The sequence below is a fragment of the Actinomadura mexicana genome, from assembly GCF_900188105.1.
Classification (GTDB): domain Bacteria; phylum Actinomycetota; class Actinomycetes; order Streptosporangiales; family Streptosporangiaceae; genus Spirillospora; species Spirillospora mexicana.
In genome coordinates this window covers 41,989-68,508 of the sequence record NZ_FZNP01000003.1, presented here as the reverse complement: position 1 = coordinate 68,508, position 26,520 = coordinate 41,989, and the positions used below count along the sequence as shown (strand labels likewise).

At 72.7% G+C, this 26,520-nt stretch carries 23 protein-coding genes; 12 read left to right on the top strand and 11 right to left on the bottom strand.

Annotated features, from left to right (window positions below; all coding sequences use genetic code 11):
• Positions 1–8: 8 nt before the first annotated feature.
• Together CHC11_RS08845 and CHC11_RS08840 are read right to left on the bottom strand one after the other, a co-directional pair.
• On the bottom strand, positions 9–743 hold the full coding sequence (locus CHC11_RS08845; RefSeq protein ID WP_089311168.1) for a 4-carboxy-4-hydroxy-2-oxoadipate aldolase/oxaloacetate decarboxylase: 735 nt from the start codon (positions 741–743) through the stop codon (positions 9–11).
• A 28-nt stretch (positions 744–771) separates the two neighbouring features.
• Entirely contained in the window at positions 772–1,518 is a 747-nt protein-coding gene (locus CHC11_RS08840) for a PIG-L deacetylase family protein (RefSeq protein ID WP_089311167.1), read from the bottom strand.
• A gap of 229 nt (positions 1,519–1,747) precedes the next feature.
• On the opposite strand from CHC11_RS08840, the gene CHC11_RS08835 reads away from it, so the two are divergent.
• From CHC11_RS08835 to CHC11_RS08790, 10 genes are all read left to right on the top strand, one after another.
• The gene (locus CHC11_RS08835; protein WP_089311166.1) at positions 1,748–3,439 is read left to right on the top strand and encodes a hydantoinase B/oxoprolinase family protein; all 1,692 of its coding nucleotides are present in this window, start codon (positions 1,748–1,750) and stop codon (positions 3,437–3,439) included.
• Positions 3,436–5,502: a hydantoinase/oxoprolinase family protein gene (locus CHC11_RS08830; RefSeq protein ID WP_218825997.1), complete on the top strand. Its 2,067-nt coding sequence runs from the start codon at positions 3,436–3,438 to the stop codon at positions 5,500–5,502. The genes CHC11_RS08835 and CHC11_RS08830 overlap by 4 nt, the downstream gene beginning before the upstream one ends.
• Positions 5,499–6,347: an urea carboxylase-associated family protein gene (locus CHC11_RS08825; protein ID WP_089311165.1), complete on the top strand. Its 849-nt coding sequence runs from the start codon at positions 5,499–5,501 to the stop codon at positions 6,345–6,347. The genes CHC11_RS08830 and CHC11_RS08825 overlap by 4 nt, the downstream gene beginning before the upstream one ends.
• On the top strand, positions 6,344–7,279 hold the full coding sequence (locus CHC11_RS08820; RefSeq protein ID WP_089311164.1) for a transporter substrate-binding domain-containing protein: 936 nt from the start codon (positions 6,344–6,346) through the stop codon (positions 7,277–7,279). Before CHC11_RS08825 ends, CHC11_RS08820 begins: the two co-directional genes overlap by 4 nt.
• On the top strand, positions 7,263–8,252 hold the full coding sequence (locus CHC11_RS08815) for an amino acid ABC transporter permease (protein ID WP_089311163.1): 990 nt from the start codon (positions 7,263–7,265) through the stop codon (positions 8,250–8,252). The genes CHC11_RS08820 and CHC11_RS08815 overlap by 17 nt, the downstream gene beginning before the upstream one ends.
• 13 nt (positions 8,253–8,265) lie before the next feature.
• Positions 8,266–9,033, top strand: a complete 768-nt coding sequence (locus CHC11_RS08810) for an amino acid ABC transporter ATP-binding protein (protein ID WP_089311162.1) — start codon at positions 8,266–8,268, stop codon at positions 9,031–9,033.
• 13 nt (positions 9,034–9,046) lie between these two features.
• Positions 9,047–9,925 carry a carbon-nitrogen hydrolase family protein gene (locus CHC11_RS08805; protein ID WP_089311161.1) on the top strand — a complete coding sequence of 293 codons (879 nt, stop codon included), beginning with the start codon at positions 9,047–9,049 and terminating at the stop codon, positions 9,923–9,925.
• Positions 9,922–11,064, top strand: a complete 1,143-nt coding sequence (locus tag CHC11_RS08800; RefSeq protein WP_089311160.1) for a pyridoxal phosphate-dependent aminotransferase — start codon at positions 9,922–9,924, stop codon at positions 11,062–11,064. The genes CHC11_RS08805 and CHC11_RS08800 overlap by 4 nt, the downstream gene beginning before the upstream one ends.
• A 99-nt stretch (positions 11,065–11,163) precedes the next feature.
• Entirely contained in the window at positions 11,164–13,125 is a 1,962-nt protein-coding gene (locus tag CHC11_RS08795) for an acyl-CoA dehydrogenase family protein (RefSeq protein WP_089311159.1), read from the top strand.
• Between the two features lie 191 nt (positions 13,126–13,316).
• Positions 13,317–14,138 (top strand): class I SAM-dependent methyltransferase, encoded by an 822-nt coding sequence (locus tag CHC11_RS08790; protein ID WP_089311158.1) that lies wholly within the window; start codon positions 13,317–13,319, stop codon positions 14,136–14,138.
• 290 nt (positions 14,139–14,428) lie between these two features.
• Here the strand turns inward: CHC11_RS08790 and CHC11_RS43355 are convergent, their stop codons facing one another.
• The 6 genes from CHC11_RS43355 to CHC11_RS08760 form a co-directional block, all read right to left on the bottom strand.
• On the bottom strand, positions 14,429–17,317 hold the full coding sequence (locus tag CHC11_RS43355) for a helix-turn-helix transcriptional regulator (protein ID WP_281258294.1): 2,889 nt from the start codon (positions 17,315–17,317) through the stop codon (positions 14,429–14,431).
• A 42-nt stretch (positions 17,318–17,359) separates the two neighbouring features.
• A complete protein-coding gene (locus CHC11_RS08780; protein WP_089311156.1) occupies positions 17,360–18,391 on the bottom strand; it encodes a CaiB/BaiF CoA transferase family protein in 1,032 nt (343 codons plus the stop codon).
• Between the two features lie 111 nt (positions 18,392–18,502).
• A complete protein-coding gene (locus CHC11_RS08775) occupies positions 18,503–19,240 on the bottom strand; it encodes a hypothetical protein (protein ID WP_089311155.1) in 738 nt (245 codons plus the stop codon).
• Positions 19,174–20,649, bottom strand: coding sequence for an MFS transporter (locus CHC11_RS08770; RefSeq protein WP_089311154.1), 1,476 nt, complete (start codon positions 20,647–20,649; stop codon positions 19,174–19,176). Before CHC11_RS08770 ends, CHC11_RS08775 begins: the two co-directional genes overlap by 67 nt.
• 99 nt (positions 20,650–20,748) lie before the next feature.
• Positions 20,749–21,102 (bottom strand): ArsR/SmtB family transcription factor, encoded by a 354-nt coding sequence (locus CHC11_RS08765; protein ID WP_089311153.1) that lies wholly within the window; start codon positions 21,100–21,102, stop codon positions 20,749–20,751.
• On the bottom strand, positions 21,099–21,536 hold the full coding sequence (locus tag CHC11_RS08760; RefSeq protein ID WP_089311152.1) for an SRPBCC domain-containing protein: 438 nt from the start codon (positions 21,534–21,536) through the stop codon (positions 21,099–21,101). The genes CHC11_RS08765 and CHC11_RS08760 overlap by 4 nt, the downstream gene beginning before the upstream one ends.
• A gap of 196 nt (positions 21,537–21,732) precedes the next feature.
• On the opposite strand from CHC11_RS08760, the gene CHC11_RS08755 reads away from it, so the two are divergent.
• Positions 21,733–22,218: a YcxB family protein gene (locus CHC11_RS08755; RefSeq protein ID WP_089311151.1), complete on the top strand. Its 486-nt coding sequence runs from the start codon at positions 21,733–21,735 to the stop codon at positions 22,216–22,218.
• On the opposite strand, the gene CHC11_RS08750 is transcribed toward CHC11_RS08755, so the two are convergent.
• The gene (locus tag CHC11_RS08750) at positions 22,195–23,295 is read right to left on the bottom strand and encodes a DUF6183 family protein (RefSeq protein ID WP_089311150.1); all 1,101 of its coding nucleotides are present in this window, start codon (positions 23,293–23,295) and stop codon (positions 22,195–22,197) included. The two genes, CHC11_RS08755 and CHC11_RS08750, sit on opposite strands and share 24 nt — an antisense overlap.
• Before the next feature lie 52 nt (positions 23,296–23,347).
• On the opposite strand from CHC11_RS08750, the gene CHC11_RS08745 reads away from it, so the two are divergent.
• The gene (locus CHC11_RS08745) at positions 23,348–24,475 is read left to right on the top strand and encodes a hypothetical protein (RefSeq protein WP_089311149.1); all 1,128 of its coding nucleotides are present in this window, start codon (positions 23,348–23,350) and stop codon (positions 24,473–24,475) included.
• 5 nt (positions 24,476–24,480) lie between these two features.
• Here CHC11_RS08745 and CHC11_RS08740 read toward each other — a convergent pair whose 3' ends face one another.
• Positions 24,481–25,275: an enoyl-CoA hydratase-related protein gene (locus CHC11_RS08740; RefSeq protein ID WP_089311148.1), complete on the bottom strand. Its 795-nt coding sequence runs from the start codon at positions 25,273–25,275 to the stop codon at positions 24,481–24,483.
• A 67-nt stretch (positions 25,276–25,342) separates the two neighbouring features.
• A complete protein-coding gene (locus CHC11_RS08735) occupies positions 25,343–26,488 on the bottom strand; it encodes an acetyl-CoA C-acetyltransferase (RefSeq protein ID WP_089311147.1) in 1,146 nt (381 codons plus the stop codon).
• Between the last annotated feature and the right edge of the window lie 32 nt (positions 26,489–26,520).

Here is a 26,520-nt window from a genome sequence, read left to right as displayed (position 1 = left end):
TCCCGCCGTCACGGGGCGCTGCCCGTCACGCGGTCCGCGGCCGCGCGCTCCGCGGCGTACTCCTGCGCGGTGACGTAACGCACGCCGAGCCGGACGAGCGCGGCTCGCAGCCCGTACCGGTCCAGACCGAGTTCGCCCTCCTGGAAGGCGGCGCGTGTGGCCTCCTCCTTCTCGGCGCGCGCCCGGGACGCCGCCAGGGCCCGGTCGACCGCGCTCCGGGGGACGCACACCACCCCGTCGTCGTCCGCCAGGACGGCGTCCCCCGGCCGGATCGTCTGCCCGCCGATGACGACGGGCGTGTTGACGCTTCCGGCGGTGGCCTTGACGGTCCCCTGGGCGCTGACCGCGGCGGACCAGACGGGGAAGCCGATGCGGTGCAGGTCGTCGACGTCGCGGACACCGGTCGCGGTGACCAGTCCGCGCACCCCCCGCTTCATCAGCGCGGTGGCGAACAGTTCGCCGAACAGGCCGTCCGCGCAGGGCGAGGTCGTCGCGACGACCAGGACGTCGCCGGGGCGGCACTGCTCGACCGCGGCGTGGATCATGAGGTTGTCGCCGGGCCAGCACAGCGCGGTGACGGCCGTCCCGCCGATGCGCGAGCCGAGGTGCACCGGCCGGATGCCCGGCCCGAGGTATCCCTCGCGGCCGAGCGCCTCGTGGACGGTGGCCACGCCGTGGGCGGCCAGCGCGTCGACCCGGTCCAGCGGCGCGCGCGGCGCGTCGGTGACGATCACCTTGTCCATCAGGACCCCTCCCGGATCTGGCGAGCGCTCATGCCAGCACCCCGGTGACCTGCGGGTAGAGCCGCGTGTAGGCCTCGCCCATCGTGGCGTGCGGCAGGCCGAGGTTCGGCCCCGCGTTCCGCTTCAGCTGCACGCCGCGCCGCCGGGCCAGATCGGTGTAGTAGTCCCACATGTGCTGCTGGGCGGGCAGGCACTCCATCGCGGCGCGCTTGCGCTCGAACGTGGACGTGATGTCGAGCAGGACGTCGGGCCGGAATTCGCACATCTCCGGCTGGTGCGGTTCGAAGCAGAACACCGGCGGGGCGCCGAGGGGGTCGCCCGGCGCGTCGTACCCGATGGCCTGGGCGAGCACGCGCGCCTGGAGGGCCATGCGAGCGGCGGCCGGGTGGTCGCCGTTGTAGGGGTCCGCGAGCGTGTGGGTCAGGACGACGCTCGGGGCCACGTCGCGGTAGACGCGGACGAGGCGGTCGACCAGCTCGGGGGTCTCCCGCAGGGGGTAGTCGCCGGCGTCGAGGAAGATGACCTCCGCGCCGAGGGCCTTCGCGGCGTTCTCGGCCTCGGCGCGCCGCATCTCCTTGATCTCGTCCAGCAGCCTGCCCTCACGCCAGGCGCGGGCGGACTCCCCGCGCTCGCCGTAACTCAGGCAGACGACGGTGGCTCTCTCGCCCCGTTCGGCGGCCAGCGCGATCGCGCCTCCGGCGCGCCAGACGAAGTCGCCGGCGTGGGCGCTGACGACCAGGAGCGATGCCGAACTCTTCAGTGGATTTGGGGACATGCTCTACCTCATCTCCGGGGGGGATGCTCGCCCGCCGCCCCGGGAGGACGCGTCGGGGATGCGGCGGGGGCGCCTCGAATGGCGGGCCGTCTTCAGCATGTGAGGTGCCCGACGGATTGTCAACAATCTAGGTCCACAAAATTGTCAGCCAGAATAGTTGACAGCGCGCCGCGGGCGCGCCAACCATAGGGCCACCCACCTTTACCCAGGTCAACGGAGGGAGTGGGCTATGACCGCAGTCGACATCGGCGCCGCCGACGAGGAGCTGGCGCCCTCTGCGCGCATCGACCCGATCACATTGGAGATCCTCTGGAGCCGGCTGATCGCCATCGCCGACGAGGCCGCGACCACCCTGAAACGAACGGCCTTCTCGCCCATCGTCACGGAGTCCAACGACTTCGCCTGCGTCGTCTTCGACGCCCGCGGCAACGCGATCGCCGAGAACACCATCGGCATCCCCAGTTTCAACATGACGATGGGCGTGACCCTCGCCGAGATGCTCGCCTGGCGCCCCGCCGACCAGTGGCGGCCCGGCGACGTCGCCTGTACCAACAACCCCTGGATCACCTCCGGGCACCTGCCCGACGTGACGGTCATCGCCCCGGTCTTCCGCGCGGGCCGCCTCCTCGGCTGGACCGGCAGCATCGCCCACATGGCCGACATCAGCGGCGCCCTCTGGTCCGCCGACACCCGCTCGGTCTACGAGGAGGGCATGTTCATCCCTCCGATGCTGCTCATCGAGCAGGGCGAGCTCAACGAGACGCTGCTGAGGATCCTGCGGGCGAACCTGCGCATGCCGGTCGAGGTGGTGGGGGACCTGATGGCGCAGGTCACCGCCGGCCGAACCGCCGCCCAGCGCCTGATCGAGTTCGCCGACGAGACCGGCGTCGACTCCCTCGACGAGATCTCCGGGGAGATCTGCCGGCTCTCCGAGCGGTCGATGCGCCGGGCCGTGTCCGCGATCCCCGACGGGACCTACCGCGCGGCCCACGACCTCGACGGGACGATGGACGGGGAGGCCGTCCATCTGGAGGTCGCCGTCACCGTCCAGGGCGATGCCATGACGGTCGACTACACCGGCACCTCACCCGAGGTGACCCGGGCTCTCAACGTGGTCAAGCCCTACACCGACGCGTACACCTGCTATCCCCTCAAGTGCGTGCTCGACCCGAACACCCCGCGCGCCGAAGGCTCCTACCGCTGCATCACCGTCTCGGCCCCCGAGGGCTCGATCCTCAACCCGCGCTACCCCGCACCGGTCAACGCCCGCCAGCTCGTCGGCCACTGCCTGGCCATCACCCTCTACAAGGCCCTGGCACCCGTCATCCCCGACCGGGTGATCGCCGAATCGGGCAGCGCACCGTCGCTGCGCGCCGTGATCTCGGGCCCGCGCGACGAGTCCGGAAGGCAGTTCACCGCCATCCCGTTCATCAACGGCGGCATGGGGGCCCGCCCGGTCGCCGACGGCCTGTCGACGACGTGCTTCCCCTCGAACATCGAGGCCGGCTCCATGGAGGCCCTGGAGGCCACCGCCCCGCTGCGCATCCGGCGCAAGGAACTCCTCCCCGACTCCGGCGGAGCGGGGACGTACCGCGGCGGCCTCGGGCAGAACGTCGAGATCGAGCTGCTCGCCCCCGGCGAGTGCACGCTGTCCCTCTTCGTGGAACACGTCCGCAACCGCCCCGAGGGCATCCTCGGCGGCCACGCGGGCGGGGCCTCCCGGGTGACGATCAACGGCCGCGGCGACGGCTTCCCGCTCAAGGGCCGCAGCCGGATCCGTCCGGGAGACCGGATCAACATCAACTATCCGGGCGGCGGCGGCTACGGCGACCCGGCCGAGCGCGACCGCGACGCCGTCCGCGCCGACGTCCACGCCGGACTCGTCTCGGAGTCCGCGGCCCGGGAGGTCTACGGACTGTGAACGACATCCAGGTCCCCAGAATCGCCGGTGTCGACGTCGGTGGAACCTTCACCGACATCGCCGTCCACGATCCCGTCCGCGGCGTGGTGGAGGTGCACAAGCTCCCGACCACCCCGGACGACCCGACCGACGCCATCATCGACGGCCTGAACGCCCTCGGCGGGTCCCCGCTCGTCGTGCACGGCACCACCCTCGTCACCAACGCCCTGATCGAGCGCCGCGGCGCGCCGACCGGACTGATCACCACCGCCGGGTGGCGCGACGTCCTCGAGATCGCCAACGAACTGCGCTACGACACCTTCGACCTCTTCCTGCGCCGCGCCGAGGCGCTGGTGCCCCGGCACCTGAGGCTGACGGTGGCCGGGCGGATCGGGGCCGACGGCTCCGAGGTCGAGCCGCTCGACGAGGACGCGGTGCGCGATGCCGGCCGCCGGCTCCTCGACCAGGGCGTGCAGGCGGTCGCCGTCGGGTTCATCAACTCCTACCGCAACGGGGCGCACGAGCGGCGCGCGGTCGAGATCCTGCGGGCGGCGTTCCCCGAGCTCACGGTCTGCGCCTCCGCCGACGTGGCGCCCGAGATCCGGGAGTACGAGCGGTTCTCCACCGCGGCCGCCAACGCCTTCGTGCAGCCGCTGACCACGCGGTACCTGCGACGGCTCGCCGACCGGCTCGGCATCCCGCCGATGATCATGCTGTCCGACGGCGGCATCACCACGGCCCGCGCAGCCTCCGAGCGCCCCATCGCGCTGGTCGAGTCCGGACCGGCCGCCGGCGCCATGGCCGCCGCCCACATGGCGACGACCTGCGGGTTCGAGGACGTCGTCGCGTTCGACATGGGCGGCACGACCGCGAAGGTCTCCCTGGTCCACGACGGAGCGCCGGCGCGCACCCACCTGATGGAGGTGGCCCGCGCCCACCGCTTCAAGCGGGGCAGCGGGTTCCCCGTCCGGGTGCCGACCGTCGACCTCATCGAGATCGGCGCCGGCGGCGGCAGCGTCGCCTGGGTCGACGACCTCGGGCTGCTCAAGGTCGGCCCGCGCAGTTCCGGCGCCGTCCCCGGCCCCGCCTGCTACGGCAAGGGCGGTACAGAGCCCACCGTCACCGACGCGGACCTGGAGCTCGGCTACCTGGCACCGGACAGCTTCCTCGGCGGCGCCATGACCCTGGACACCGCCGCCGCGGGCCAGGCCCTGGACCTGCTGGCCGCCCGCCTGAGCACCGACAGGCGCACCACGGCCGCCGGCATCGCCGACGTCGTCAACAACGCCATGGCGACCGCGGCCCGCCTCTACATCTCCGAGCAGGGGCGCGACCCGCGCCGCTACCGGATGGTCGCCTTCGGCGGGGCCGGGCCCGTGCACGCCTACGACGTCGCCCGGCTCCTGCACATCGGGGAGGTCGTCTTCCCGCGCGGGGCCGGCGTCGCGTCCGCGATCGGCATGCTGGTGGCGCCCCGTGCCGTCGAGTGCACGACGTCGCTGGTCGTCCCCCTCGACGAACCGGACTGGGACGCCGTGGACGCCGTCCTGAAGGACCTGGAGGGCCAGGCCCGCGCACAGCTCGACGAGGCGGACGTCAACCCCGCGGACGTCAGGCTGGAGGCCGCGGCCGACATGCGGTACGTGGGCCAGGGATACGAGCTGACCGTGCCGCTGCCGCTCGACGTCGTCCGCGGCCACGACACGGCCGGCCTGGTCGAAGCCTTCGAGACCGAGTACCGCACCCGGTTCGACCGGGTCCTCAAGGGCATGCCCGCCCAGGTCATCTCCTGGCGGCTGCGCGCGCTCTCCTCACCCGTGGTGAAGACCGTGGAACTGGCCGCCGGCACCGCCGGGCACTCCGCGGCCCCCCTCGGCACCCGCCCCGCGTACTTCGCGGAACTCGGCGACTACACCGACACACCGGTGTACCGCCGCGCGGGCCTCGCCCCGGGCGGCACCGTCAGCGGGCCCGCGCTGATCGAGGAGACCGAGTCGACCGTCGTCGTCGGCCCCTCCGGATCCGTCCGGGTCGACGACATGGGCAATCTCGTCATGACCATCACGAGCGGAGACGGCGAATGACCACCACTCAGCGCCCCGAGCCGATCTATCCGACCGGCATCCTGCCGAGCAGATACACCGACACCGCGATGTACGAGGCGATCGGCGAGGCGACCGACCGCCGCACCCTCGTCGAGGAGTTCACCCTCCCCATCCGCACGGGGAAGGCGTGGCGCGTCGAGGCGGGCCAGGTCTGCCGGGTGTCGACACCCGAAGGCCCGCAGGTCGGCGACTTCAACTTCTGGAACGCGGGCAACCCGCGCGAGCGGTTCTGGGCCGCGCGCACCCGCCAGATCCAGGGGACCCACGTCACGACCGGCGACCGCCTGTGGTCCTGCCTGCCCTACCTGCGGCCGATGCTGACGATCACCGGCGACAGCGTCGCCTACGGCGTCGACGAGTACGGCGGCGGCTGCCACGACCTGCTCGGCTCCCGCTGCGACCCGCACATGAAGAAGCTGCTGACCGGCGTGGACGTGGACGACCACTGCCACACGAACCTCGTCTCCGCCGTCGAGCCGTTCGGGCTGGACGAGATGGACGTGCACGACGTGCTGAACGTCTTCCAGCTGACGGGGCTGGTCGACGGCAAGTACTACACCGCGGCGTCCCCCGCGAAGGCCGGCGACCACATCGAGTTCCTGGCCGAGATCCCCCTGCTGTGCGCGCTGTCGAACTGCCGCGGCGGCGACCTCTCCCAGCCCCGCTGGGGGCCGGGCGCGCAGGACACCACCGAGCACTGCCGCCCCCTGCACATCGAGATCTTCGACCTCGACCCGTCCCTGCTGGACGGCTGGACCATGCCCGAGCCGTCCTCCTACGGCGGGCCCCAAGGACACGGCACCACCCGAACGAGGACCCCATGAACGTACTGCGCCACGCTCGGCGAAGTGACCGCGCGCTGCTCCTGGCCGTCTCGGCGGCCGTGGCCCTGGCGGCCTGCGGGGTCACCCCCGCGGAGGACGGCGAGGGACCCGACACCGGCGCCGCCCTCAAGATCGACGCGATAGCCGTCGACACGAAGGCGCAGGCCGAACTGCCGGAGGCGTTGAAGAAGTCCGGCACCCTGAAGGTGGCGAGCGAGCTCGACTGGCCGCCGTTCTCCTACAAGGACGGCAGCGGGCAGACCACGGGCATCGACGTCCTCATGGTCCAGGCGATCGGCAGGAAGCTCGGCCTGAAGGCCAGCATCGCCGACCTGGGCGCCGACACCATCATCCCCAGCGTGCAGAACGGCCGCTACGACGTGGCGGTCAGCCAGCTCGTCACCACGCCCGAACGGCTCCGGGCGGTGAACTTCGTCGACTACATCCAGAACACGCTGGGCATCATCCAGCACAAGGACTACTCCCCCCAGGTCACCCCGGGCGACATGTGCGGGAAGACCTTCGTGGGCACCCAGGGGACCGGGCCGCTCGACTTCACCCGGCAGTATTCCGAGAAGGAATGCGTCGCCAAGGGCAAGCCCAAGATGACGATCCACGTCTTCGACAAGAGCGCGGCCACGATCCTCGCCGTGGGCAACAAGCGCGGCGTCTTCCTCACCAACCGCGCGGTGGGCGAGTACGTGGCGGCCACCTCGGGCAACGGCCTGGTGATGGGCAAGGAGACGATCCCCGGCTCGCGCACCCTCTCGGGGATCGCGTACTCCAAGAAGAAGCCCGAAGTCGGGAAGGCCGTGCAGGCGGCGCTGCTGTCCCTGATGAACGACGGCACCTACCAGAAGATCCTCGAGAAGTGGAAGGTCACCGACCAGGCCCTCAAGACGAGCGAGATCCGCAATGAAACAGGGTCCTGACGTCGCGCGGCCATCCGCCTCCGGCGGCGGGCGGCCGAGACGCCCCCGCGCCCACGAGGTCGTACCGCGACCCGATCCGAGCGAGGCGACACCGGTCGAGGCCGGCCGCGCCCGGGAGCCGGGCAACTGGATCGCATGGCTCCTCGTGGCCTTCGTGGCGGTGTGGCTGACCCACGCCCTGTTCACCAATCCCGGGTTCGAATGGGACGTCGTCGGCCAGTACCTCTTCGCGCCCGAGATCCTCAGGGGCACCGCCGTCACGGCGCAGCTCGTCGCCCTGTCGATGCTCATCGCCATCGCGCTGGGGATCGTCCTCGGCGTGATGCGCCTGTCGAACAACTCGGCCGCCTACCTCGCCTCGAGCGCCTACGTCTGGTTCTTCAGGGGCACGCCCGTCCTGGTCCAGCTGATCTTCTGGTACAACATCGCGACGCTCTACCCGCACTTCAAGCTGGGGATCCCCTTCGGGGGCCCGGAGTTCGCGTCCGTCGACAGCAACCGGGTGATGACGTCCTTCACCGCGGCCGTGATCGGGTTGAGCCTCAACGAGGCGGCGTACTACGCCGAGATCGTCCGGGCGGGCATCCTGTCGGTCGACCGGGGGCAGACCGTCGCCGCCAAGGCGCTCGGCTTCACCCCCGTCCAGGTCGTCCGGCGCATCGTTCTCCCGCAGGCGATGCGGGCGATCGTCCCGCCCACCGGCAACCAGATCATCGCCATGCTCAAGTACTCGGCCCTGGCGAGCGTCATCGCGGTGCCCGAACTCCTGCACTCCGCCCAGACCATCTACAACCGCACCTTCGGCACGATCCCCCTGCTCATCGTCGCCTCGATCTGGTACCTCGTCCTCGTCACCGTCCTGTCGATCGGCCAGCGCTACGTGGAGCGGTACTTCTCACGCGGTCACCTCGACGACGGCGTCGACCGCTTCGCCGCCCTCAAGCGGCGCATGCCCATACTGCGGAAGCTCTAGGAGGAGGGCCGCCATGGAGCAACCGATGGTGCGCGCCGACAACGTGCACAAGTCCTACGGCGCCACGCCGGTCCTCAACGGCGTGTCGCTGACGGTCGAGCGGGGCGAGACGGTCTGCGTGATGGGGCCGTCCGGCTCCGGGAAGAGCACCTTCCTGCGCTGCATCCACAATCTGGAGACGATCGACGCCGGACGCATCCGGGTCGACGGCGAACTCGTCGGCTACCGGGAGGGGAGGGGAGGACGCCTCCAGCACCTGGGGGGCCGGGAGGTCTGCCGCCAGCGGTCTCAGATCGGCATGGTCTTCCAGCACTTCAACCTCTTCCCGCACATGACCGTTCTGGAGAACGTCACCGCCGCCCAGATCCGGGTGAAGGGGGTCAGGCCGGGCGACGCGGAGGTCACCGGCAGGAAGCTCCTCGCCGACGTGGGGCTCGCCAACAAGGCCGGCAGCTATCCCCGGCAGCTCTCCGGAGGGCAGCAGCAGCGCGTGGCGATCGCGCGCGCCCTCGCGATGGACCCCAAGGTGATGCTGTTCGACGAGCCCACCTCCGCGCTGGACCCCGAGCTCGTCGGCGAGGTCCTCGCGGTGATCCGCGACCTCGCCCGGACCGGCATGACGATGATCGTGGTCACCCACGAGACCGGGTTCGCCCGCGAGGCCGGCGACACCCTCGTCTTCATGGACGAGGGCCGCGTCGTCGAGGTCGGCCCCGCCCGCGACGTGATCGCCGACCCCCTGCACGAGAGGACCCGCGGGTTCCTCTCGACGATCCTGTGAAAGGCGGCACGGCATGAAGGACCACGTCGACGTCGCGATCGTCCAGTTCGATCCGCGCCCGCTCGACCTGGCCGGCAACCTCGAGGCCATGGCCGCCGCCGTGCGGGCGGAGGCGGCCGGCCGGCCCACCGACCTCGTCGTCTTCCCCGAACTGGCCACCACCGGCTACCTCCCGCCGGACTACAGCGACGACTTCCGGCGCCGGCTGGCCGCCGCCGGCGACACCATCCCCGGCCGCACCACCGAGGCGCTCGGCCGCGTCGCACGCGAGACCGGCACCCATGTCATCGTCGGCCTGGCCGAACGCGGGGGCGGCGAGGAGCTGTACAACACGCTCCTCCTCATCGGCCCGGACGGCGGGACCATCGGCGCGCACCGCAAGGTGCACCTGTGGGACCAGGAGCCGAAGTACTTCAGCACCGGGAGCCGGTTCGACGTCCTGGACACCGGCCTCGGCCGCGTCGGGCTGTCGGTCTGCCACGACTCGCGGTTCCCCGAGGCCACGCGCCGGCAGGTCGTGGCCGGCGCGGAGATCCTGGTCTGCGTCTTCGCCTACGCCCCCGACCCGGGCGTCCCCGCGGACATCCTCGCCCACCGGACGGTGACGCGCGCGTGGGAGAGCAGCGCCTACTACGTGCTCGCCAACCGCCTGGGCAGCGAGTACGGGGCGGACTTCGCCGGCCGCAGCGTGGTCGCCGGACCCACCGGCCAGATCCTCACCGGCGCCCACGGTGCGCGGGACCCCGTCGTCCGCGCCCGCCTCCACGGCCGGCCGCTGGCCGACGCCCGCCGCGTCGTGGACGTCGCCCGCGAGCGGCGGCCCGACATCTACGGCGACCTCTCCCCCGCCTCACCGGAACCGTCGGCAATGAGCCAGCAGGAGCACCCGTGACCACCTTCATCTCATCGGACCGCGTGCAGGAGGTCCTCCGGCACTCCCTGCGGCCCTCCACCCGCCCGCCGGCGGACGTGATCTCCCTGGCGTCGGGCGAGCCGGACTTCGCGACCCCCGAGCACATCCGCACGGCGCACGCCGCCGCGGTCGAGGCGGGCGCCACCCACTACGCGGCCTGGAACGGCGCCCCCGACCTGCGGGAGGCGCTGGCCCGGCAGGCCGGCGGCCCCGGCCGGCCCGCACGGGCGGCGGACCAGGTCCTGGTCACCCACGGCGGCAGCGGAGCCCTGGCCGCGGCGATCCTCGCCTGCGTCGACCCCGGCGACCGGGTCGTCATCCCCGTCCCGACCTACTCCCTCTACGCCGACCTGGTGCGGATGGCCGGAGGCGAGCCCGTCCTCGTGCCGCAGCGCGACGACCTGCACCTGGACCTGGACGCGGTGGCCGCGGCCGCTCCCGGCGCCCGGATGGTCGCGATCTGCAACCCGTGCAACCCGACCGGCGTCGTGTACTCGGCGGAGGAGCTGACAGGGCTGCGGGACATCGCCGAGCGGCACGGCCTGCTGGTCCTCGCCGACGAGGCGTACGACCAGATCGTCTACGACCCCGGGCGGTTCACCTCCGTCCTGGACATCCCCGGCCTCGCCGAGCGGGTGCTGTACGTCCAGACGTTCTCCAAGACGTACGCGATGACGGGCTGGCGCATCGGGTACCTCGTCGCACCGCCCGACGTGGTCGCAGCGGCCGCGGTGGTGCACACCCGGATGGCCGGTCCCCTCAACACCGCGGTTCAGCATGCGGCGTTGGAGGCGATCACCGGGCCCCAGGAGTCCGTCCAGCGGATGCTGGCGGAGTACCGGGGGCGGCGCGAGCTGGTGATGCGGCTGCTCGACGGCGTGCCCGGCACCCGGCTGCGGGCCCCCGACGGCACCTTCTACGCCTTCGTCGGGCACGGCGCGCGACTGACGTCGGTGCAGGTGGCCGCGAACGCCCGCGAGCGGGGGGTGGCGATCCGCCCGGGGAGCGAGTTCGGCGGTGAGGGATCGGTCCGGCTGTCGTTCGCCACGGACCGGGAGACCCTGACCAAGGGGCTCCTCATCCTGCGCGACATGTTCGAGGAATCGGCGTCCGCGTGATCCGGCCGGGGCCGCCGGCGGCCCCGGCTTCGCCGGCGCGTCCCCGCCCCGGCGCCCGGCCGGGGGTTTCCGCTTCCGACCAGTGGAAACTTCGATCTCATGAGCCAGCGAACCCACGAGCACGTCGACGAGCGGACGGCCCGCAAGGTGGCCGAGGAGGCCCGGGAGGCCGAATGGCGGCTGCCGAGCTTCGGCAAGCAGCTGTTCCTCGGCGACCTGCGCCTCGATCTGATCCATCCGCATCCCCGCCCGTCGCGGGAGCAGCGCGCGAAGGGCGAGGCCTTCCTCACCGAGCTCTCCGCGTTCTGCACCGCACGCATCGACCCGGCGGCGATCGAGCGGGAGGCGCGCATCCCCGACGAGGTCGTGCGGGGCCTGCGCGACCTCGGCGCGCTCGGCATGAAGATCCCCGAGAAGTACGGGGGCCTCGGGCTCAGCCAGCTCTACTACGGCCGGGCGCTGATGGTGGCGGGGTCGGTCAGCCCGGCGATCGGCGCGCTGCTGTCGGCGCACCAGTCGATCGGCGTCCCGCAGCCGGTCAAGATGTTCGGGACGCCGGAGCAGAAGGACGCCTGGCTGCCGCGCTGCGCCCGGGAGGTCAGCGCGTTCCTGCTCACCGAGCCCGACGTCGGCTCCGACCCGGCGCGGCTGCGCGCCACCGCCGTCCCCGACGGGGACGACTACATCCTCAACGGCGTCAAGCTGTGGACCACCAACGGCGTCGTCGCCGACCTCGTCGTGGTGATGGCGCGCGTGCCGAAGTCGGACGGGCACCGCGGCGGCATCTCCGCGTTCATCGTGGACATGGCCTCGCCCGGCATCACCGTCGAGAACCGCAACGCGTTCATGGGGCTGCGCGGCATCGAGAACGGCGTCACGCGGTTCTACGACGTGCGCGTTCCGAAGGCGAACCTGATCGGCGCGGAGGGCGCGGGCCTGAAGATCGCGCTGACCACGCTCAACACCGGGCGCCTGTCGCTGCCGGCGATCTGCGCCGCGGGCGGCAAGTGGGCCGCCGGGATCGCGCGGCAGTGGTCCAGGGAGCGGGTGCAGTGGGGGCGGCCGGTCGGCGAGCACGAGGCCGTCGCCACCAAGATCGCGTTCATCGCGGCGACCGCGTACGCGATGGAGGCGATGCTCGACCTGTCCGGCCAGCTCGCCGACGACGAGCGGAACGACATCCGGATCGAGGCGGCCCTGGCCAAGCTGTGGTCGTCGGAGATGGCGTGCCGCGTCGCCGACGAGCTGGTGCAGCTGCGCGGCGGCCGGGGCTACGAGACGGCCGAGTCGCTCGCGGCGCGCGGCGAGCGCGGCGTGCCCGCCGAGCAGCTGCTCCGCGACCTGCGCATCAACCGGATCTTCGAGGGCTCCAGCGAGATCATGCACCTGCTGATCGCCCGCGAGGCCGTGGACGCGCACCTGTCGGTGGCCGGGGACATCATCGATCCGGACGCCTCCACCGGACGCAGGGCGCGGGCCGCGGCGAAGGCGGGCGGGTTCTACGCGCGCTGGCTGCCGACGCTCGTCACCGGCGCCGGGCACCGCCCGAACGCCTACGCCGAGTTCGGCCCGCTGGCCCGGCACCTGCGGTACGTCGAGCGGGCGTCCCGCAAGCTGGCCCGGTCGACCTTCTACGCGGCGGGACGCTGGCAGGGCGGCCTGGAGTACCGGCAGGGGTTCCTCGGCCGCATGGTCGACATCGGCGCCGAGCTGTTCGCGATGAGCGCGGTCTGCGTCCGCGCCCACGCCGACGCGTCCGCGCAGGGGCCGCTCGGCGGCATGGGTTCGAACGGCATCGGGCCGGCCACGGCACCCGGAAAGTCCGCCGTGCTCCTCGCCGACGCCTTCTGCCGGCAGGCGCGCGTCCGCGTCGAGGAGCTGTTCGACGGGCTGTGGCGCAACACCGACGCGATGGACGTGAAGCTGGCGCGGGCCGTTCTCGCCGGGGACTTCGCCTGGGTGGAGGAGGGCGTCCTGGACCCGTCCATCCCGGGGCCGTGGATCGCGCCGTCCGAGCCGGGCCCGAGCGAGCGGGAGGACGTGCACCGGAGCATCGGCTGACCGGCGACGCGCCGTCGCGGAAGGGCGACACGCCGTCGCGGGAGGGCGTCCCGGCGTCGCGGGGCGTCCGGCTTCGGCGCGGGAGTAGACTGACCCGACCTTCGCGCCAGAGATCGAACCGTCCCGAGGGGCGGGGGAACGGTCCGGCGAACGAGAAGCCGAACGCCAACGCACCCAGCGAGCGGGAAGTAATGCAGTCATCTGGTCAGAAGAAGTCCATCGCAGGCACCCTCCTCAACCTCGTCGGCAGCCGCCCGAAGAAGGCCGCACCGGCCGCCGGGCCGGCCCCTGACGGGGAAGTCGTCCAGCCCGCCGCCGGGGAGGGCGCGCTGGAGAACCACCTGGGCGGGGACGAAGCCCGCAACTACCGCGAGTACGAGTACCAGACCGTGGCCCCGCACGTCGGCCGCTCCATGCTGGAGGTCGGCTCCGGCCTCGGGCACTTCTCGGAGCAGTTCGCCGGGCGCCTGGACTACCTCGTCGTCAGCGACAACGACCCGTACTGCGTCGGCGAGCTGCGCAAGCGCTACGACGGCAACGACGACGTCGAGGTCATCGACCTGGCCCTGCCCGCCGACATCACGATCCGGCGCAAGGTGGACACGGTCGTGATGATGAACGTCCTGGAGCACATCAAGGACGACGTCCAGGCGCTGCGCGACCTCGCCGCCGTCACCGAGCCCGGCGGCCGCATCGTCATCTGGGTGCCCGGCTACATGCAGCTCTACGGCGACTTCGACCGCAAGGTCGGGCACGTCACCCGGTACACGCCGGCCACGCTGGAGGCGTCGGTCCGGGAGGCGGGGCTCGTCCCCGAGGTGCTCAAGCCGATCAACTTCCTGGGCGGGATCGCCTGGTGGTTCGCGGTCCGCCGCGGCGGCGCCGGCTACCCCGACCCCAAGCTCGTCAAGATCTACGACCGGACGGTCGTGCCGCTCACCCGCACCATCGAGCGCTTCGTCAAGCCGCCGTTCGGCCAGACGGTCTTCTGCGTCGCGCGCGTCCCGCGCTAGCGCCGCGCTCCTCGCGCGACGGGGACGGGTCACCAGCGGTGGCCCGTCCCCGTCGCTTTTTTCCTGGCCGGAACACGGTATGTCCCGCACCGCGTCCCGGCCCGGGACCGCAAGACTGTGCAGTGGCCGGACGGGTCCCGGTCCGCCTCTCCGGGCGGAGAAGCACCGCCTGCTTCCGCGGGCCGCGTCCCCGAAAGGCCAGCCACGAAAAGTTCCCGTGTGGTCCGACGGTTCGCGGTGGGGAATCCGGGAGGGGAGGTTCCCCGCCGTGAATCAGGTGGGCGCGCGGCTCAGGCGCCGACCTTCGGGGTGGCGAACAGGGCCAGCCGGTGCGCGGTCGCGGCGGCCTCGCCGCGGCTCGCCACCTCCAGCTTGCCGAGGATGTTCGACACGTGGACGCTGGCCGTCTTCACCGAGATGAACAGCGCCTCGGCGATGTCGCGGTTGCTGCGGCCCTCGGCGACCAGGCGCAGCACCTCGAACTCGCGGGGCGTCAGCCCGAGCGGCGCCGAGGCTTCGCCGCGGCGCGGCATCCGGGTGCGGCGCAGCAGGTCGGCGACCCTCTCGGCGAGCGGCCTGGCGTCCAGCCCGCCGGCGAGCGCGGCGGCGGTGTGCAGCGCCGCCGTGGCGGCCTCGTGGTCGCCGGCCGCGAGCGCGGCCTCCGCCGTGCGGGACAGGGCCCGCGCCCGGTGGTAGGGGTTGCCGAGCGCCTCCCACGCGGCCGCGGCCTCCTCCCAGGCGGCCCGGTCGAGGATGCCGCGCGCCCGGGCCAGTTCGGCGCTGAACGTCAGGCAGTGCGCGTGCTGGAGCGGGCCGCTCGTGACGAGGCCGGCGGCGCGCTCCTCCAGCCGGCGCAGGCGGTCCTCGGCGGCGCCGCCGAGTTCGCCGCAGGCCGCCGCGCCGACGATGAGCGCGGGCCACGCGTAGCGGGCGTCGTCCGGCATGCCGGTGTGTTCGAGGACGGGGTCCAGCGCCGCGAGTGCGGCCTCGGGGCGTCCCTCGGCGAAGGCGATGTTCGCCTCGAGCCAGAGGGTGCTGAAGTAGTCCTGCGTCTTCATCCACTTCAGCTTGAGCTTCATGATCTCGCGCGACCTGGCCAGCTGCGCCTTGGCCGTCGCGATATCGCCGCGCACGAGCGCCACCCAGCCGGACAGGACGAGCAGCGAGGTGCGGGTCGTGATGGCGGGGTCCTGCTCCATGGCGTGGTTCATCACGGCCAGGGCCTCGTCCCACCGGCCGAGCGAGACCAGCGGCTCGGCCTCGTTGATGGACAGGAACGTGCCCTGCGTGCGGCCCACGCCGTACTGGCGGGCCAGTTCCGCGCCGTGCCCGGCGACGGCGGCGGCCTCCTCGTGCCGCCCGGCGCCCTCCAGGAAGTGCGACCTGATCACGTAGTAGCGGAGCAGCACCCTGTGGCTGCCGCTGCGCTCGGCGCTCTCCCCGACCTCGGCGACGCGCGCCTCGTCGTCGTAGTCGATGCCGGCGCAGAACAGCGTGATCAGCGCCTCGGTCTCCGCGACGGGGTCGCCGAGGGCGCGCGCGATGGACAGGGACTCCAGCGCCGCCTCGCGGGCCTCGTCCATGGAGGTGGTGATGCGCACGTAGTTGCCCAGCGTGGACAGGGCCCGGGCGCGCAGGATGGTCGGCGGGTCGGCGGGCAGCGCGTCCACCGCGGCGCGCAGGTCCTCGACGAAGCCGGGGCGCGCCACGTGGTAGAGCATGCGGCCGCGCAGTTCGAGCAGCGCCGCCCAGCGGGCGGTGTCGCGCTCGCCGTCGGCGGCCTCGACCTCCTTCAGCGCGGCGGTGGCGAGCTTGATGCCGCGGTCGAACTCGCCGGCCTGGTCGGCGGCGGACGCGGCGTCCTCCAGGACCGAGACGTGGTCGGCGCCGATGCGCTCCGCCGCGTCCGGGACCTTGTCCCACAGCTGGAGGACGCGTTCGAGCATCGCCAGGCACTCGGCGTAGGCGACCGCCCTGCGGGCCTCCCTCGCCGCGCGCCAGGACGCGACCAGCGCCCACGTGCTGTCGTGGGCCTGCATCCAGTGGTAGCTCAGCTCGACCCAGAGGCGCCCGGCCGAAACGAGCCCGGGCTCCTTCTCCAGGGCCTCGGCGTAGCGGGTGTGCAGGCGGGTGTACTCGCCCGGCAGCAGGTCGTCGTGGACGGCCTCGCGGATCAGGGCGTGCCGGAACGCGTAGCCGTCGCCGTCGACGACCAGGACGTTGGCCGCGACGGCGGGCCGCAGGACGCGGGTCAGCGCGGCGTCGTCGAGCCGGGACACCGCCGCCAGCAGCGCGTGCTCGATGCGGGTACTGCCGCCGCTGGCGTCCCGCAGGACGTCCTGCGTCTCCTCGGGAAGCCGCTGGACGCCCGCCAGCAGCAGATCGCGCAGCGACTCGGGCAGCTCGCAGGCCAGCGTGCCGTCGTCGTCGAGCAGCGCCTCGATGAACAGGGGGTTGCCCTCGCTGCGGGCCTCGATCCGCTCGACGAGGCCGGGCGGCGGGATCTGGCCGAGCAGTTCGGTGACGAGCGCGGCGACGTCGGCGCGGGCCAGCCGGCCGATCTCCGTCCGGCGGACGCGTTCGAGCCGCTCCAGGCCGGCGAGCAGCTGGCGCAGCGGATGGGTACGGTGCAGCTCGTCCGACCGGTAGGTCATGACGATCAGCAGTGGCGCCGAGCCGAGGTTGCGGATCAGGAAGGCCAGCAGGTCGCGGGTGGAGCGGTCCGCCCAGTGGGCGTCCTCGATGACGAGCACGACCGGGCCGCGCTCGGCGAGCCGCTCCAGCAGCGTCAGCACGACCTCGAACAGCCGGGCGCGCTCCTCGCCGGACGCGGCGTCGCTCTCCGGCTCCCCGAACTCGGGCAGCAGCCGGGCGAGGGCGCCGGTGTCGCCGCGCGGGACGAGCCCGGCGACGCCCTCGATGCCGATGTCGCGGACGAGCCCGCGCAGGACGGTGGTGAACGGTGCGAAGGGAAGGCCGTCGGAACCGAGCTCAAGGCAGCCGCCGACCAGCGTCCTGGCGTCGGTGTCCCGGCTGAACTCCCTGATCAGGCGGGTCTTGCCGAGTCCGGCGTCGCCGCCGAGCAGCACGGCGCCCGGCGCGGCGGCGAGGGCGTCCCGCAACTGCCGCAGCTCGGCCGACCTGCCGATCAGGACGGGACTCATCGCACGCGCGTTCACGTCACAAGCATGCCAAACGGATCGGACATTCCCACCCGAGTATCACTTCGTGAGACGCCAGCTCTGGCCCCGGTGCTCGTCCAGTTCCGGGACCGCCCCCTGCGCAAGCGGCGGGTGGACGGCCGTCCGGACCGGGCCCTCCTCCTGGATCCCGCGCGATTTGAAGTGGTCGAGTCGGAGCATCTCGGCGCGCGACAGCAAGGGCGCCACCGGGGCTCCCGCCCGCGTCAGGCGTTCGATGGCCTCCTGCCGGGTGAGTCCGGCGACCGCGGCGGCGACCGCGCCGTCCAGCTCGCCGATCCGCTGGAGCCGCTCGGCGAACGGGACGGCGGCGTGCTCGCCGATGCCGAGCGCGTGGCAGGTCGCGGCCCAGAGCCTCTCCTCGGACACGACGCCGAGGGTGATCTTCTGGCCGTCCCTGGTCGGGTAGACGCCGTAGCCGGGCACCGGCCCCACGCCCGACCGCCGCGTCGCCGCCGGGACGGTGCCGACCCAGTGCGCCAGGACGTCCGCCATACCGAGGTCGATGCGGTCGCCCACACCTGTTTCGCGGGCCTTCAGGCAGGCGGCGGTGATCGCGAAGGCGGCCATCGTCGCGGCCGCCATGTCCGCGAGGGGGAGCTCGTCGGCCTCCGGCGAGACGGCGTCGGGCGGCAGCGCGGCCGCGTGGGCGCGGTAGTTGACGTCGTGCCCGGGAACGTCCCTGAGCGGGCCCTCAGCCCCGTACCCGGATATGGAGCAGTAGACGAGCCGCGGGTTGAGCGCCCTGAGGGTCTGGTGGCCCACGCCCAGCCGCTCGGCGACACCGGGCCTGAACCCCTCGACGAAGACCTCGGCGTCCCTGGCCAGTTCCGTGAGCGCCGCGAGCCCGTCCTCGGACTTGAGGTCGAGCGCGATGCCGCGCTTGTGCCGGTTGAGGACGTCGAAATGGTCGCGGAACATCCGCATCGGCTCCCCGCCGGGCGGTTCCACCTTGATCACGTCGGCGCCGAGCTGGGCCAGCAGCTGCGTCGCGTACGGTCCGGGCCGCCACATCGTCAGATCGAGGACGCGGAGTCCGTCCAGCGGCGCCATGGCGCTCCTCCCGGGTCGGGGACCCCCACCGTGCCGGTCGGCCGCACCCACAGTCAAGCGAGCGCTTGGTTCACGTCCGGCGCCGGAAAGGAAGACGGGCCGCTCGCGCCGCTACCTGCTGGACGGGCGTCCGGCGATGAGATCGCTCAGCCGGTCACCGAGGCGCTGGACGGGGAGGCGGTACCTGCGCTCCCGTGTCCGCGCCCGCCGCTCCTTGCGGGACCCCTCCGCGTAGCGGCGCCGCGCCCACGGCGAGTCCGGCCGAGCCAGCCGGACCGCACCGATGATCGCGACGAGCCCGATGAACAGGCCGATGACGCCCGTCCAGACCTTGCCCTTGAGCAGGGCGATCACCGCGACGCACAGGTTGAACAGCAGGATGCCCGCGACGCCCAGCACCCCGTCCCCGGCGGCGTCGTCCACGCCCAGCGGGCTCAGGCCCAGCAGCATCAGCCCGCAGAGCGCGATCGTGATGAAGACGACCTCGACCGACAACCGGCCCTGCTCGCTCCAGTAGACGTCCCGGAGGTGCAGGACCAGGGCGAACTCATCGAGGACGAGCGCGGTGCCCGCCCCGAACACGGCCGCGGCGGCCGCCGCCCACCAGGACGAGTCGTCCGTGAGGGCCAGCCCGCCCACGCCGCCGGCGCACATGAAGACGAGCCCGAACACGACGTGGTGGATGTGCCGCCCGCCGGGCGTCACGTTCCCCGGCCACCACCGCACCTGCCGCCGGATCATCCGCACGCTGAACCGGATGAACACGAACGCCGCGATGAACGTCACGAGGAAGCAGAACAGCCGGAGCCGTCCGGCGTCCGCGATCTCGCGAGTGAACCACTCCCCCACACCCGCCCCCTTCCCCGAGGCGGGTAAAGTCCACCTCCGCGCCGGCCGGAGCCCTCTCCGGAGCGGGGACGGAGGCCGAACCAGACGAGGGCCACGCTGGCCAGGGTCACGGCCACGTTCACGCTCAGGGCGAGGCGGATGCCGGTCATCTCCACGCTCTGCGTCGCGGCGACCGAGCTGAGGATCGGGATGCCGATGGTGATGGCCACCTGCTGGGTCATCAGCGTCAGCCCGCTCGCCAGGCCCTGCTCGTCGTTCGGGAGCCCGGAGGTGCCGGTCACGGTGTACGCCACGATGGACGTCACGTGCCCGAAGAATCCGATGAACAGCGCGGGGATCAGGATCGCGAGCGCGGCGCGGTCCGCGCCGAGGAGCACCAGGGGCAGGGTCGCCAGGCCCTGCACGGCCAGGCCCCCGGTCAGGACGGCCCGGGCGCCGAAGCGCCCGATGACGCGTCCGGCGATCACTCCGGCGGCGACGGACGCCAGGCCGGGGACACCGAAGACGAGGCCGGTCGCCAGCGGGGAGAAGCCGAGGACGTTCTGCAGGTAGAGCGTCGTCAGGAAGATCATGGCCGGCTCCATGGTGAACACCACGAGGCCCGCGTAGTTGCCCCATCTCACCGTGGGACGGCGAAGGATGCGCACCGGGGCGAGCGGCGCGGGAGAGCGCAGTTCGATCATCCAGAAGGCGGCCAGCAGCAGCACGCCGGCGACGGCCGCGGGGACGTTCTGCTCGATGACCGCGTAGATCGCGGCCAGCAGGCCGCCGGTCACGGTCACCGCGCCGGGCAGGTCCAGCCGGAGCCGGGCGGGCCGGCTGCTCTCGCCGATCAGGGCGGGGGTGGCCAGCAGCACGGCCACGGCGACCGGGACGTTGACGAAGAACGCCGCCCGCCAGCTCAGCAGGCTGACGAGAGCGCCGCCGACCAGGGCGCCGACGGTGAAGCCCGCGGAGAGCAGGGCGCCGTTGAGGCCGAGGACGCGCTCGCGCAGCGGGCCCTCCGCGAACGTGCTGGTGATCATGGACAGCGCCGCGGGGGTCGCCATCGCCGTGGCGAACCCCTGGAGGGCCCGGGCGGTCAGGAGCGTCTCGGGGCCGGAGGCGAAGCCGCCGAGCAGCGAGGCCCCGGTCAGCAGCGCCATCCCGGCGAGGAACAGCCTGCGGCGGCCGAACAGGTCCGCCATCCGGCCGAACACCAGCGTGAAGCCGGCGGCCGGCAGCGCGTACGCGGCGATGATCCAGGGGAGGCCGTCGACGCCCATCCCGACGCCCTCACCGGCCAGCGGGAGGGCGACGTTCAGGATGGAGAAATCGACGGAGAGCGTGAAACCGGCGCCGAGCAGGACGAGCAGGATCAGCCGCTCCCTGCCGCCGATGCGCGAGGGTGAGGTCGTCTCTGTGGGCATGACGAAACGCCCTTTCCGTAAGGGATCCGGGGTCGCGGAACGATCAGGGCGTCGTCCGGCGGGCAATGGCCGTGAGCGGCCGATGGCATGGGGGACGGACTAGCGGGCGTCGCGTTCCGCTTCTTCGGCGATGCGCTTGACGTTCGCCAGGCGGCGGTCCCAGTCGGCCGCGAGGGAGGCCATCCACCGCGCCGTCGCGTTCAGGGCCGCGGGCCGCACCGCGTACCGCACCTCGCGTCCGACCCGGCCGCTGGAGACCAGCTCGGCCGCTTCCAGGACGTTGAGGTGCTTGACCACCGCCTGCCGCGAGACCGGAAGCGGCCCGGCGAGGGTCGTGGCGGTGGCCTCGCCGTGTGCGGCGAGCAGGTCGAGCAGGCGGCGCCGCGTCGGATCGGCCAGCGCCGCGAGGACGCCGTCGACCGGCGCGGCGCCGTCGTCAGGGGTGTCGGTCACGCGGCTTCGACGCGGGTCTTGAAGGCGTCCAGCACCTGGGGCCAGCCGCCGGTGTTGTCCTCCACGGCCTTGCGGCGCAGGTCCTCGGATCCGGCCAGCGCCGCGAACCCGCTCTCGACGACGCGCAGCCGCGTCTTGCCGCCCTCGGGGGTCAGCGTGAACTCCACGAGGGTGCTGTTGTCGTCGCGCAACTCCTCCCCCGGGAAGGCGCTGGCCCAGCGGTAGGCGACGTACGTCGGCGGCTCGACCTTCTCCACGCGCACGGGGAAGTCGCCGTGCTCGGCGTTCTTCACCACCATCGACTCGCCCTCCGCGGCCCCGCTGGGCGGGCCCGGCACGTCGGCCACCCAGAACCCGGGGTCGGCCACCAGCGACCAGACCCGCTCCAAGGATGCCGCGATCAGGGTTTCGCGTTCAATCCGGTTCTCGCTCATCTGGCTGCTCCCTCGGTTCGGCCATCGTTGCAACCCCAGGGTTGCACATGTGGCGCCAGAGACGCAACCCTACGGTTGCACTTAACTGGGGACGGCCGCTGCTGTGTCATCTCGGACGCGTGCCCCCCCGCGTGCGGTTGCGCTGGTGAGCGGGCCCGGGAAGGATGATCCGCATCTTGGAGCAGAGGGCGGCAGAATGGACATCACGGTCAGATACGAGCCCACCGCGGACGACGTGGCCCAGGCGTTCACCCAGGGGTTCAGGCGGCAGCTCACGGCCGTGTACGCGGTTCTCGTCGCCGCCCTCACCGTGGGCGCGACGGTCAGGTTCGTCGCGGGCAACCTGACGATGGGCGTCACCATGCTGGTCACAGCGGCGCTGTTTCCCCTGGCGGGAACCTGGTGGCTTCGCAGGCGCGCGCGGAAGCAGCTCTCGTTCCTCTGCGTCCCCACGACGGCGCGGGTGACCGACACCGGCTACGACCGCCGGACGGACGAGTCCACCACGACGATGCACTGGGCCGGGTTCTCCAACGTCCTCTCCAGCCCCGGGTTCTGGCTGCTGTACGTGGACGGCCGGCCCGCCGTGTTCCTCCCCAAGGCCGCCTTCGACGGGGCTCGGCAGGCCGAGATCGATGATCTCCTGGCCGCTCGCGGGTCAGTCGGAGTCGGTGACGGCTAGCACGGCCACGGTCCGGCGGTCCGGCCGCAGGACGGCGATGCCCGCGTCCAGTGGCGGGACGACCTGGAGATGCCAGTCCGAGCCGTAGAAGAGCCAGGTGCACCGGTCGGCGGCCCGCTCGATCGCCTCCAGGCCGGTCTCTTCGACGTCCGCCAGCGCCGCCAGCGACTCCCATGACGCCCTGCGCGCATAGGCGCCGTGCATGCGGGGCCCGTAGGCACCGCCGGAAGCGGCCCCGCTGAAGAGCGTCCGCAGGACGTCGGCCGTGGTGACCCGCCGCACTCCGGCCACGGTCGCACCGGTGCTGGCGGCCGGCAGGAGGCGAAGCAGCGAGGCGCCGAAGTCGGCGGGGTCCTGCGGGCGGTCCAGCCGGAACAGTGCGGCCTCCACGGCATCGGCGCCCGACGGCCAGTTGCGGTAGGCGCTCAACGCCTGCCGCGCGCCGGGCCAGTCGACCGCCGCCACCCCGATGTCGAGACCGGAGGGTCCCGGCGCGTCCGGCGCCCCCTCACCGGGCGGACGCCAGGGCTGCGCCAGGCCGGGATACCGGGGCGGCGAGAGATGCCGCTCGGTCTCGGTCGGACGAAGCGGGAGCTCCGCCAGCGGGTGCCCGGCGGCCCGCAGCCTTTCGGCGAACCCGGCGGCGGACGTCGCGTCGTAACGCAGGGCCGTCTCCTGGAGCAGGCAGGCAGCGAGTTCGTCCGACGCCTCGGCGTCGTCGAACACCGCGAGGAGATGCTCGGGGGGTTGGGCGCAGGCCAGCCATTCCGCGACCTCCGGCAGGTCGTAGCGGAGGCCGCCGCCCCACGTCCGTCCCTCGGCCGCGAGGGCGCGGACGCGCGCGACCCGCCCCGCGTCCCCGGGTGCGCTCGCCAGCCGTCTCAACGCGACCTCGAAGCCGTACCGCATCGGGTAGGTCGGCTTCCCGACCTCCAGCAACGCGGCCAGCAGCCCTTCGAGCCACTCCGGCTCCGCCTTCTGGACGGTGTCGTCGGTCACCTTGACGGCCCTGTCCCAGTGCCGGTCCTCGTAGGTGTCCGCAAGCCCCATCCGCCGGACGGCCTTTTCGATCTCCACACCGCGCAGTCTCACACCCGAGATGCCGGGAGGCGACCTCTAGGCTGACCCGGTGATCACGGTTCCCCGGCATGCCACCACCTACAGCCTCTTCGTTCCGGACGAGGGAGCCGCCCGCGCGGGGGCCCGGACGCTCACCGGACGCGGCCACGCGCTCGTGCGCGTCGCCCCCGATACCGCGACCGGCTCCGGGTGGCGGATCGACAGCCTCGACGAGGGCCCCTATCCGGACGGCGACGAGCAGTGGTGGGCCGCCGCCGAGTACCGCGCCGTCGCGGTGCTGGCCGAGGAGCTCGGCGGTCGCTTCTCGTGCTCGATGGCCCTCCCCGAGACCGCCCGCCGCCTCTTCCCCGCGGGAGAGGGCCTCTGCGCTCCGAGCGTCGGCGACGTGCGCCGAGCGCGGCTGGACGTCCTGTCCCGCGAGCCCGCCCGCACACCCCCGCCGGCCATCGTCCACGGACTCCGAAGGCGCGAGCCGTCCGGCGGCCCGACGGGCGAGCCGATCGTCCTGGACGGTCTGGACGACGTCGACTGGGCCTCTCTCACCGGCGCCTACGGACCGGCCGGCGAGGTCCCGGACATCCTGCGGGGCCTCGCCGCCAACGACGAGGGGTGGGACGAGGCCGTCCACGAGTACTTCAGCACGGTCGTCCACCAGGACACCTGCTACGACTGCACGGCGGAGACCATCAGGTTCCTCGTCCGGCTCGTCCGCGCACCGCGGCTGACTCCCGCCTACCGCCTGGAACTGCTGATCCACCTGGCCTACATCGCCACGATCGACCCCGTCCCGGCCACCGGCGAGGCCGGCTCGCACGAGGCCGCCGCCTGCCGCGCGGTCATCGACCACCTCCCGGACCTGCTGGCCCTCTGGCCGGACCTGCCCGCCCCGGCGCGCGCGTGGCTGATCGTCTTGGCGGCCGTCAGCCCCGGCGCGGAGCCGCGGCCCGAGTTCGCGGAGTTCCGGAGGCGGCTGGACGGCCCGAGCCCCGCTCTCGATCTCGCGCTCGCCCTGATGTCCGGCGAGGGCGACGGCGACGCCGTCCGCGACCTGACGCTCGCCGCGGCCTCATGGGACGAGGAGGTCTCCGCCCTGCTGGAGGAACCGTTCACCCCTCGCACCCGCGGCCTGAAGGCCCTCTTCCACCTCGCCCTGGCCGAGCTCGCACCCGCGGACTAGGCGGCTCAGCGGCCCCGGAAGTCCGGGGGGCGGTTCTCCAGGAAGGCCGTGATGCCCTCCTTGGCGTCCTCGGTGGCGGCCAGCTCGACCAGCTCGGACAGGAGGTGGGCGACCTGGTCCTCCAGGGGGCGGCCCTCGATGGCGAAGAACGCGTCGCGGCCGCGGCGCAGGCCGGCCGGGCTCCTGGACGCGATCACGCGGGCCAGCTCGTCCACGCGGGCGTCCAGGTCGGCGCGCGGGACGACCTCGGTGACCAGGCCGATGTCGCGGCCCTCGGCGGCGGTGACGCGGGCGCCGGTGTAGTAGAGCTTGAAGGCGTGCTTGGGGGCGACGTTCCGGTTGATGATCGCCATGATCATCATGGGCCAGAGACCGACCTCGACCTCGGGGGTGGCGAGCTTGACGTCGTCCGCCGCGATCACCAGGTCGCAGGCGGCGGCGAGGCCGAGGCCGCCCGCGACGGCGTGCCCGGCCAGCCGCGCGATGATCGGCTTGCCGAGCCCGGGGAAGGCCGTGAAGAGCCGGAAGGGGGCGCTGTCCCGGATGGCGGCGGCGTCGGCGACCGACCGGCCGTCCGCCTGCGCCCGGCCGAGGCCGCCGAGGTCGGCGCCCGCGCAGAACGCCCGGTCCCCGGCGCCGGTCAGCACGATCACCCGGACCTCCGGGTCGGCCTTGGCCCGCTCGAACGCGTCGAGCAGCTCGACGATCATCTGGTCGCTGAGCGCGTTGCGGGCGCCGGGACGGTTCAGCGTGATCCGCGCGATCCGCTCGTCCGCCGAATACAGGATGGTCTCGTACATGTCCCCGCCCACCTCCGAACGGTACCGCCCCCTGGAGCGGGCTCCAGGGGGCGGTACCTCGACGGACTCAGATGCGCTCGATGATGGTGGCGTTGGCCTGGCCGCCGCCCTCGCACATCGTCTGCAGGCCGTAGCGGCCGCCGGTGCGCTCCAGCTCGTGCAGCAGCTTGGTCATCAGGACGCCGCCGGTCGCGCCGAGCGGGTGCCCGAGGGCGATCGCGCCGCCGTTGGGGTTGGTCTTGTCCAGCGAGGCGCCGGTGTCGTGCGCCCATGCCATCGGGACCGGGGCGAACGCCTCGTTGACCTCGAAGACGTCGATGTCGTCGATCTTCAGCCCGGCGCGGTCCAGGGCCTTCTCGGTGGCCGGGATCGGACCGGTCAGCATGTAGACCGGGTCGGAGCCGCACACCGCGAGGGTGTGGATGCGGGCGCGCGGGGTGAGGTTGTACCGCTTGACGGCCTCCTCGGAGGCGACCAGCACCGCGGAGGCGCCGACGGAGATCTGCGAGGCGACGGCGGCGGTGATCCGGCCGCCCTCGCGCAGGGTCTTCAGGCCCGCCATCTTCTCCAGCGTGGTGTCGGCGCGGGCGCCCTCGTCCTTGGACAGCCCGGCGATCGGGGCGATCTCGCGGTCGAAGTAGCCGGCCTCGATGGCCTTGGCGGCGCGCTGGTGGCTCTCCAGCGCGAACTTCTCCAGGTCCTCGCGGGTGAAGCCCCACTTCTCGGCCATCAGCTCGGCGCCGCGGAACTGGGAGACCTCCTGCATGCCGTAGCGCTCGGCCCAGCCCTCGCCGTACGGGAAGGGCATGCCCTTCTCCAGGGCCATGGCGACGGAGGAGCCCATCGGGACGACCGCCATCTGCTCGACGCCGGAGGCGACGACGAGGTCCTGGGTGCCCGACAGCACGCCCTGGGCGGCGAAGTGGATCGCCTGCTGGGACGACCCGCACTGCCGGTCGATGGTCACGCCGGGCACGCTCTCCGGCAGCCCGGCCGAAAGCCACGCGGTGCGCGCGATGTCCAGCGACTGCGGGCCGACCTGCATGACGCAGCCCATGATCACGTCTTCGACCCCGGAGGGGTCGACCCCGGTGCGGTTGACGAGTTCCTTGAGCACGTGCGCCCCGAGGTCGGCGGGGTGGACGTCCTTGAGGGCGCCCTTCTTGGTGCCGACGGGGGTACGGACCGCGCCGACGATGTACGCCTCGGCCACTACGCCTCCAAAATCTGGGGTTCCGTCCCGAA

Excerpts from the sequence above, each read along its gene's own strand:
- CHC11_RS08845 (WP_089311168.1), bottom strand. The coding sequence starts at position 743 with ATGGACAAGGTGATCGTCACCGACGCGCCGCGCGCGCCGCTGGACCGG.
- CHC11_RS08840 (WP_089311167.1), bottom strand. The coding sequence starts at position 1,518 with ATGTCCCCAAATCCACTGAAGAGTTCGGCATCGCTCCTGGTCGTCAGC.
- CHC11_RS08835 (WP_089311166.1), top strand. The coding sequence starts at position 1,748 with ATGACCGCAGTCGACATCGGCGCCGCCGACGAGGAGCTGGCGCCCTCT.
- CHC11_RS08825 (WP_089311165.1), top strand. The coding sequence starts at position 5,499 with ATGACCACCACTCAGCGCCCCGAGCCGATCTATCCGACCGGCATCCTG.
- CHC11_RS08820 (WP_089311164.1), top strand. The coding sequence starts at position 6,344 with ATGAACGTACTGCGCCACGCTCGGCGAAGTGACCGCGCGCTGCTCCTG.
- CHC11_RS08815 (WP_089311163.1), top strand. The coding sequence starts at position 7,263 with ATGAAACAGGGTCCTGACGTCGCGCGGCCATCCGCCTCCGGCGGCGGG.
- CHC11_RS08810 (WP_089311162.1), top strand. The coding sequence starts at position 8,266 with ATGGAGCAACCGATGGTGCGCGCCGACAACGTGCACAAGTCCTACGGC.
- CHC11_RS08805 (WP_089311161.1), top strand. The coding sequence starts at position 9,047 with ATGAAGGACCACGTCGACGTCGCGATCGTCCAGTTCGATCCGCGCCCG.
- CHC11_RS08795 (WP_089311159.1), top strand. The coding sequence starts at position 11,164 with ATGAGCCAGCGAACCCACGAGCACGTCGACGAGCGGACGGCCCGCAAG.
- CHC11_RS08790 (WP_089311158.1), top strand. The coding sequence starts at position 13,317 with ATGCAGTCATCTGGTCAGAAGAAGTCCATCGCAGGCACCCTCCTCAAC.
- CHC11_RS08780 (WP_089311156.1), bottom strand. The coding sequence starts at position 18,391 with ATGGCGCCGCTGGACGGACTCCGCGTCCTCGATCTGACGATGTGGCGG.
- CHC11_RS08770 (WP_089311154.1), bottom strand. The coding sequence starts at position 20,649 with ATGCCCACAGAGACGACCTCACCCTCGCGCATCGGCGGCAGGGAGCGG.
- CHC11_RS08760 (WP_089311152.1), bottom strand. The coding sequence starts at position 21,536 with ATGAGCGAGAACCGGATTGAACGCGAAACCCTGATCGCGGCATCCTTG.
- CHC11_RS08755 (WP_089311151.1), top strand. The coding sequence starts at position 21,733 with ATGGACATCACGGTCAGATACGAGCCCACCGCGGACGACGTGGCCCAG.
- CHC11_RS08740 (WP_089311148.1), bottom strand. The coding sequence starts at position 25,275 with ATGTACGAGACCATCCTGTATTCGGCGGACGAGCGGATCGCGCGGATC.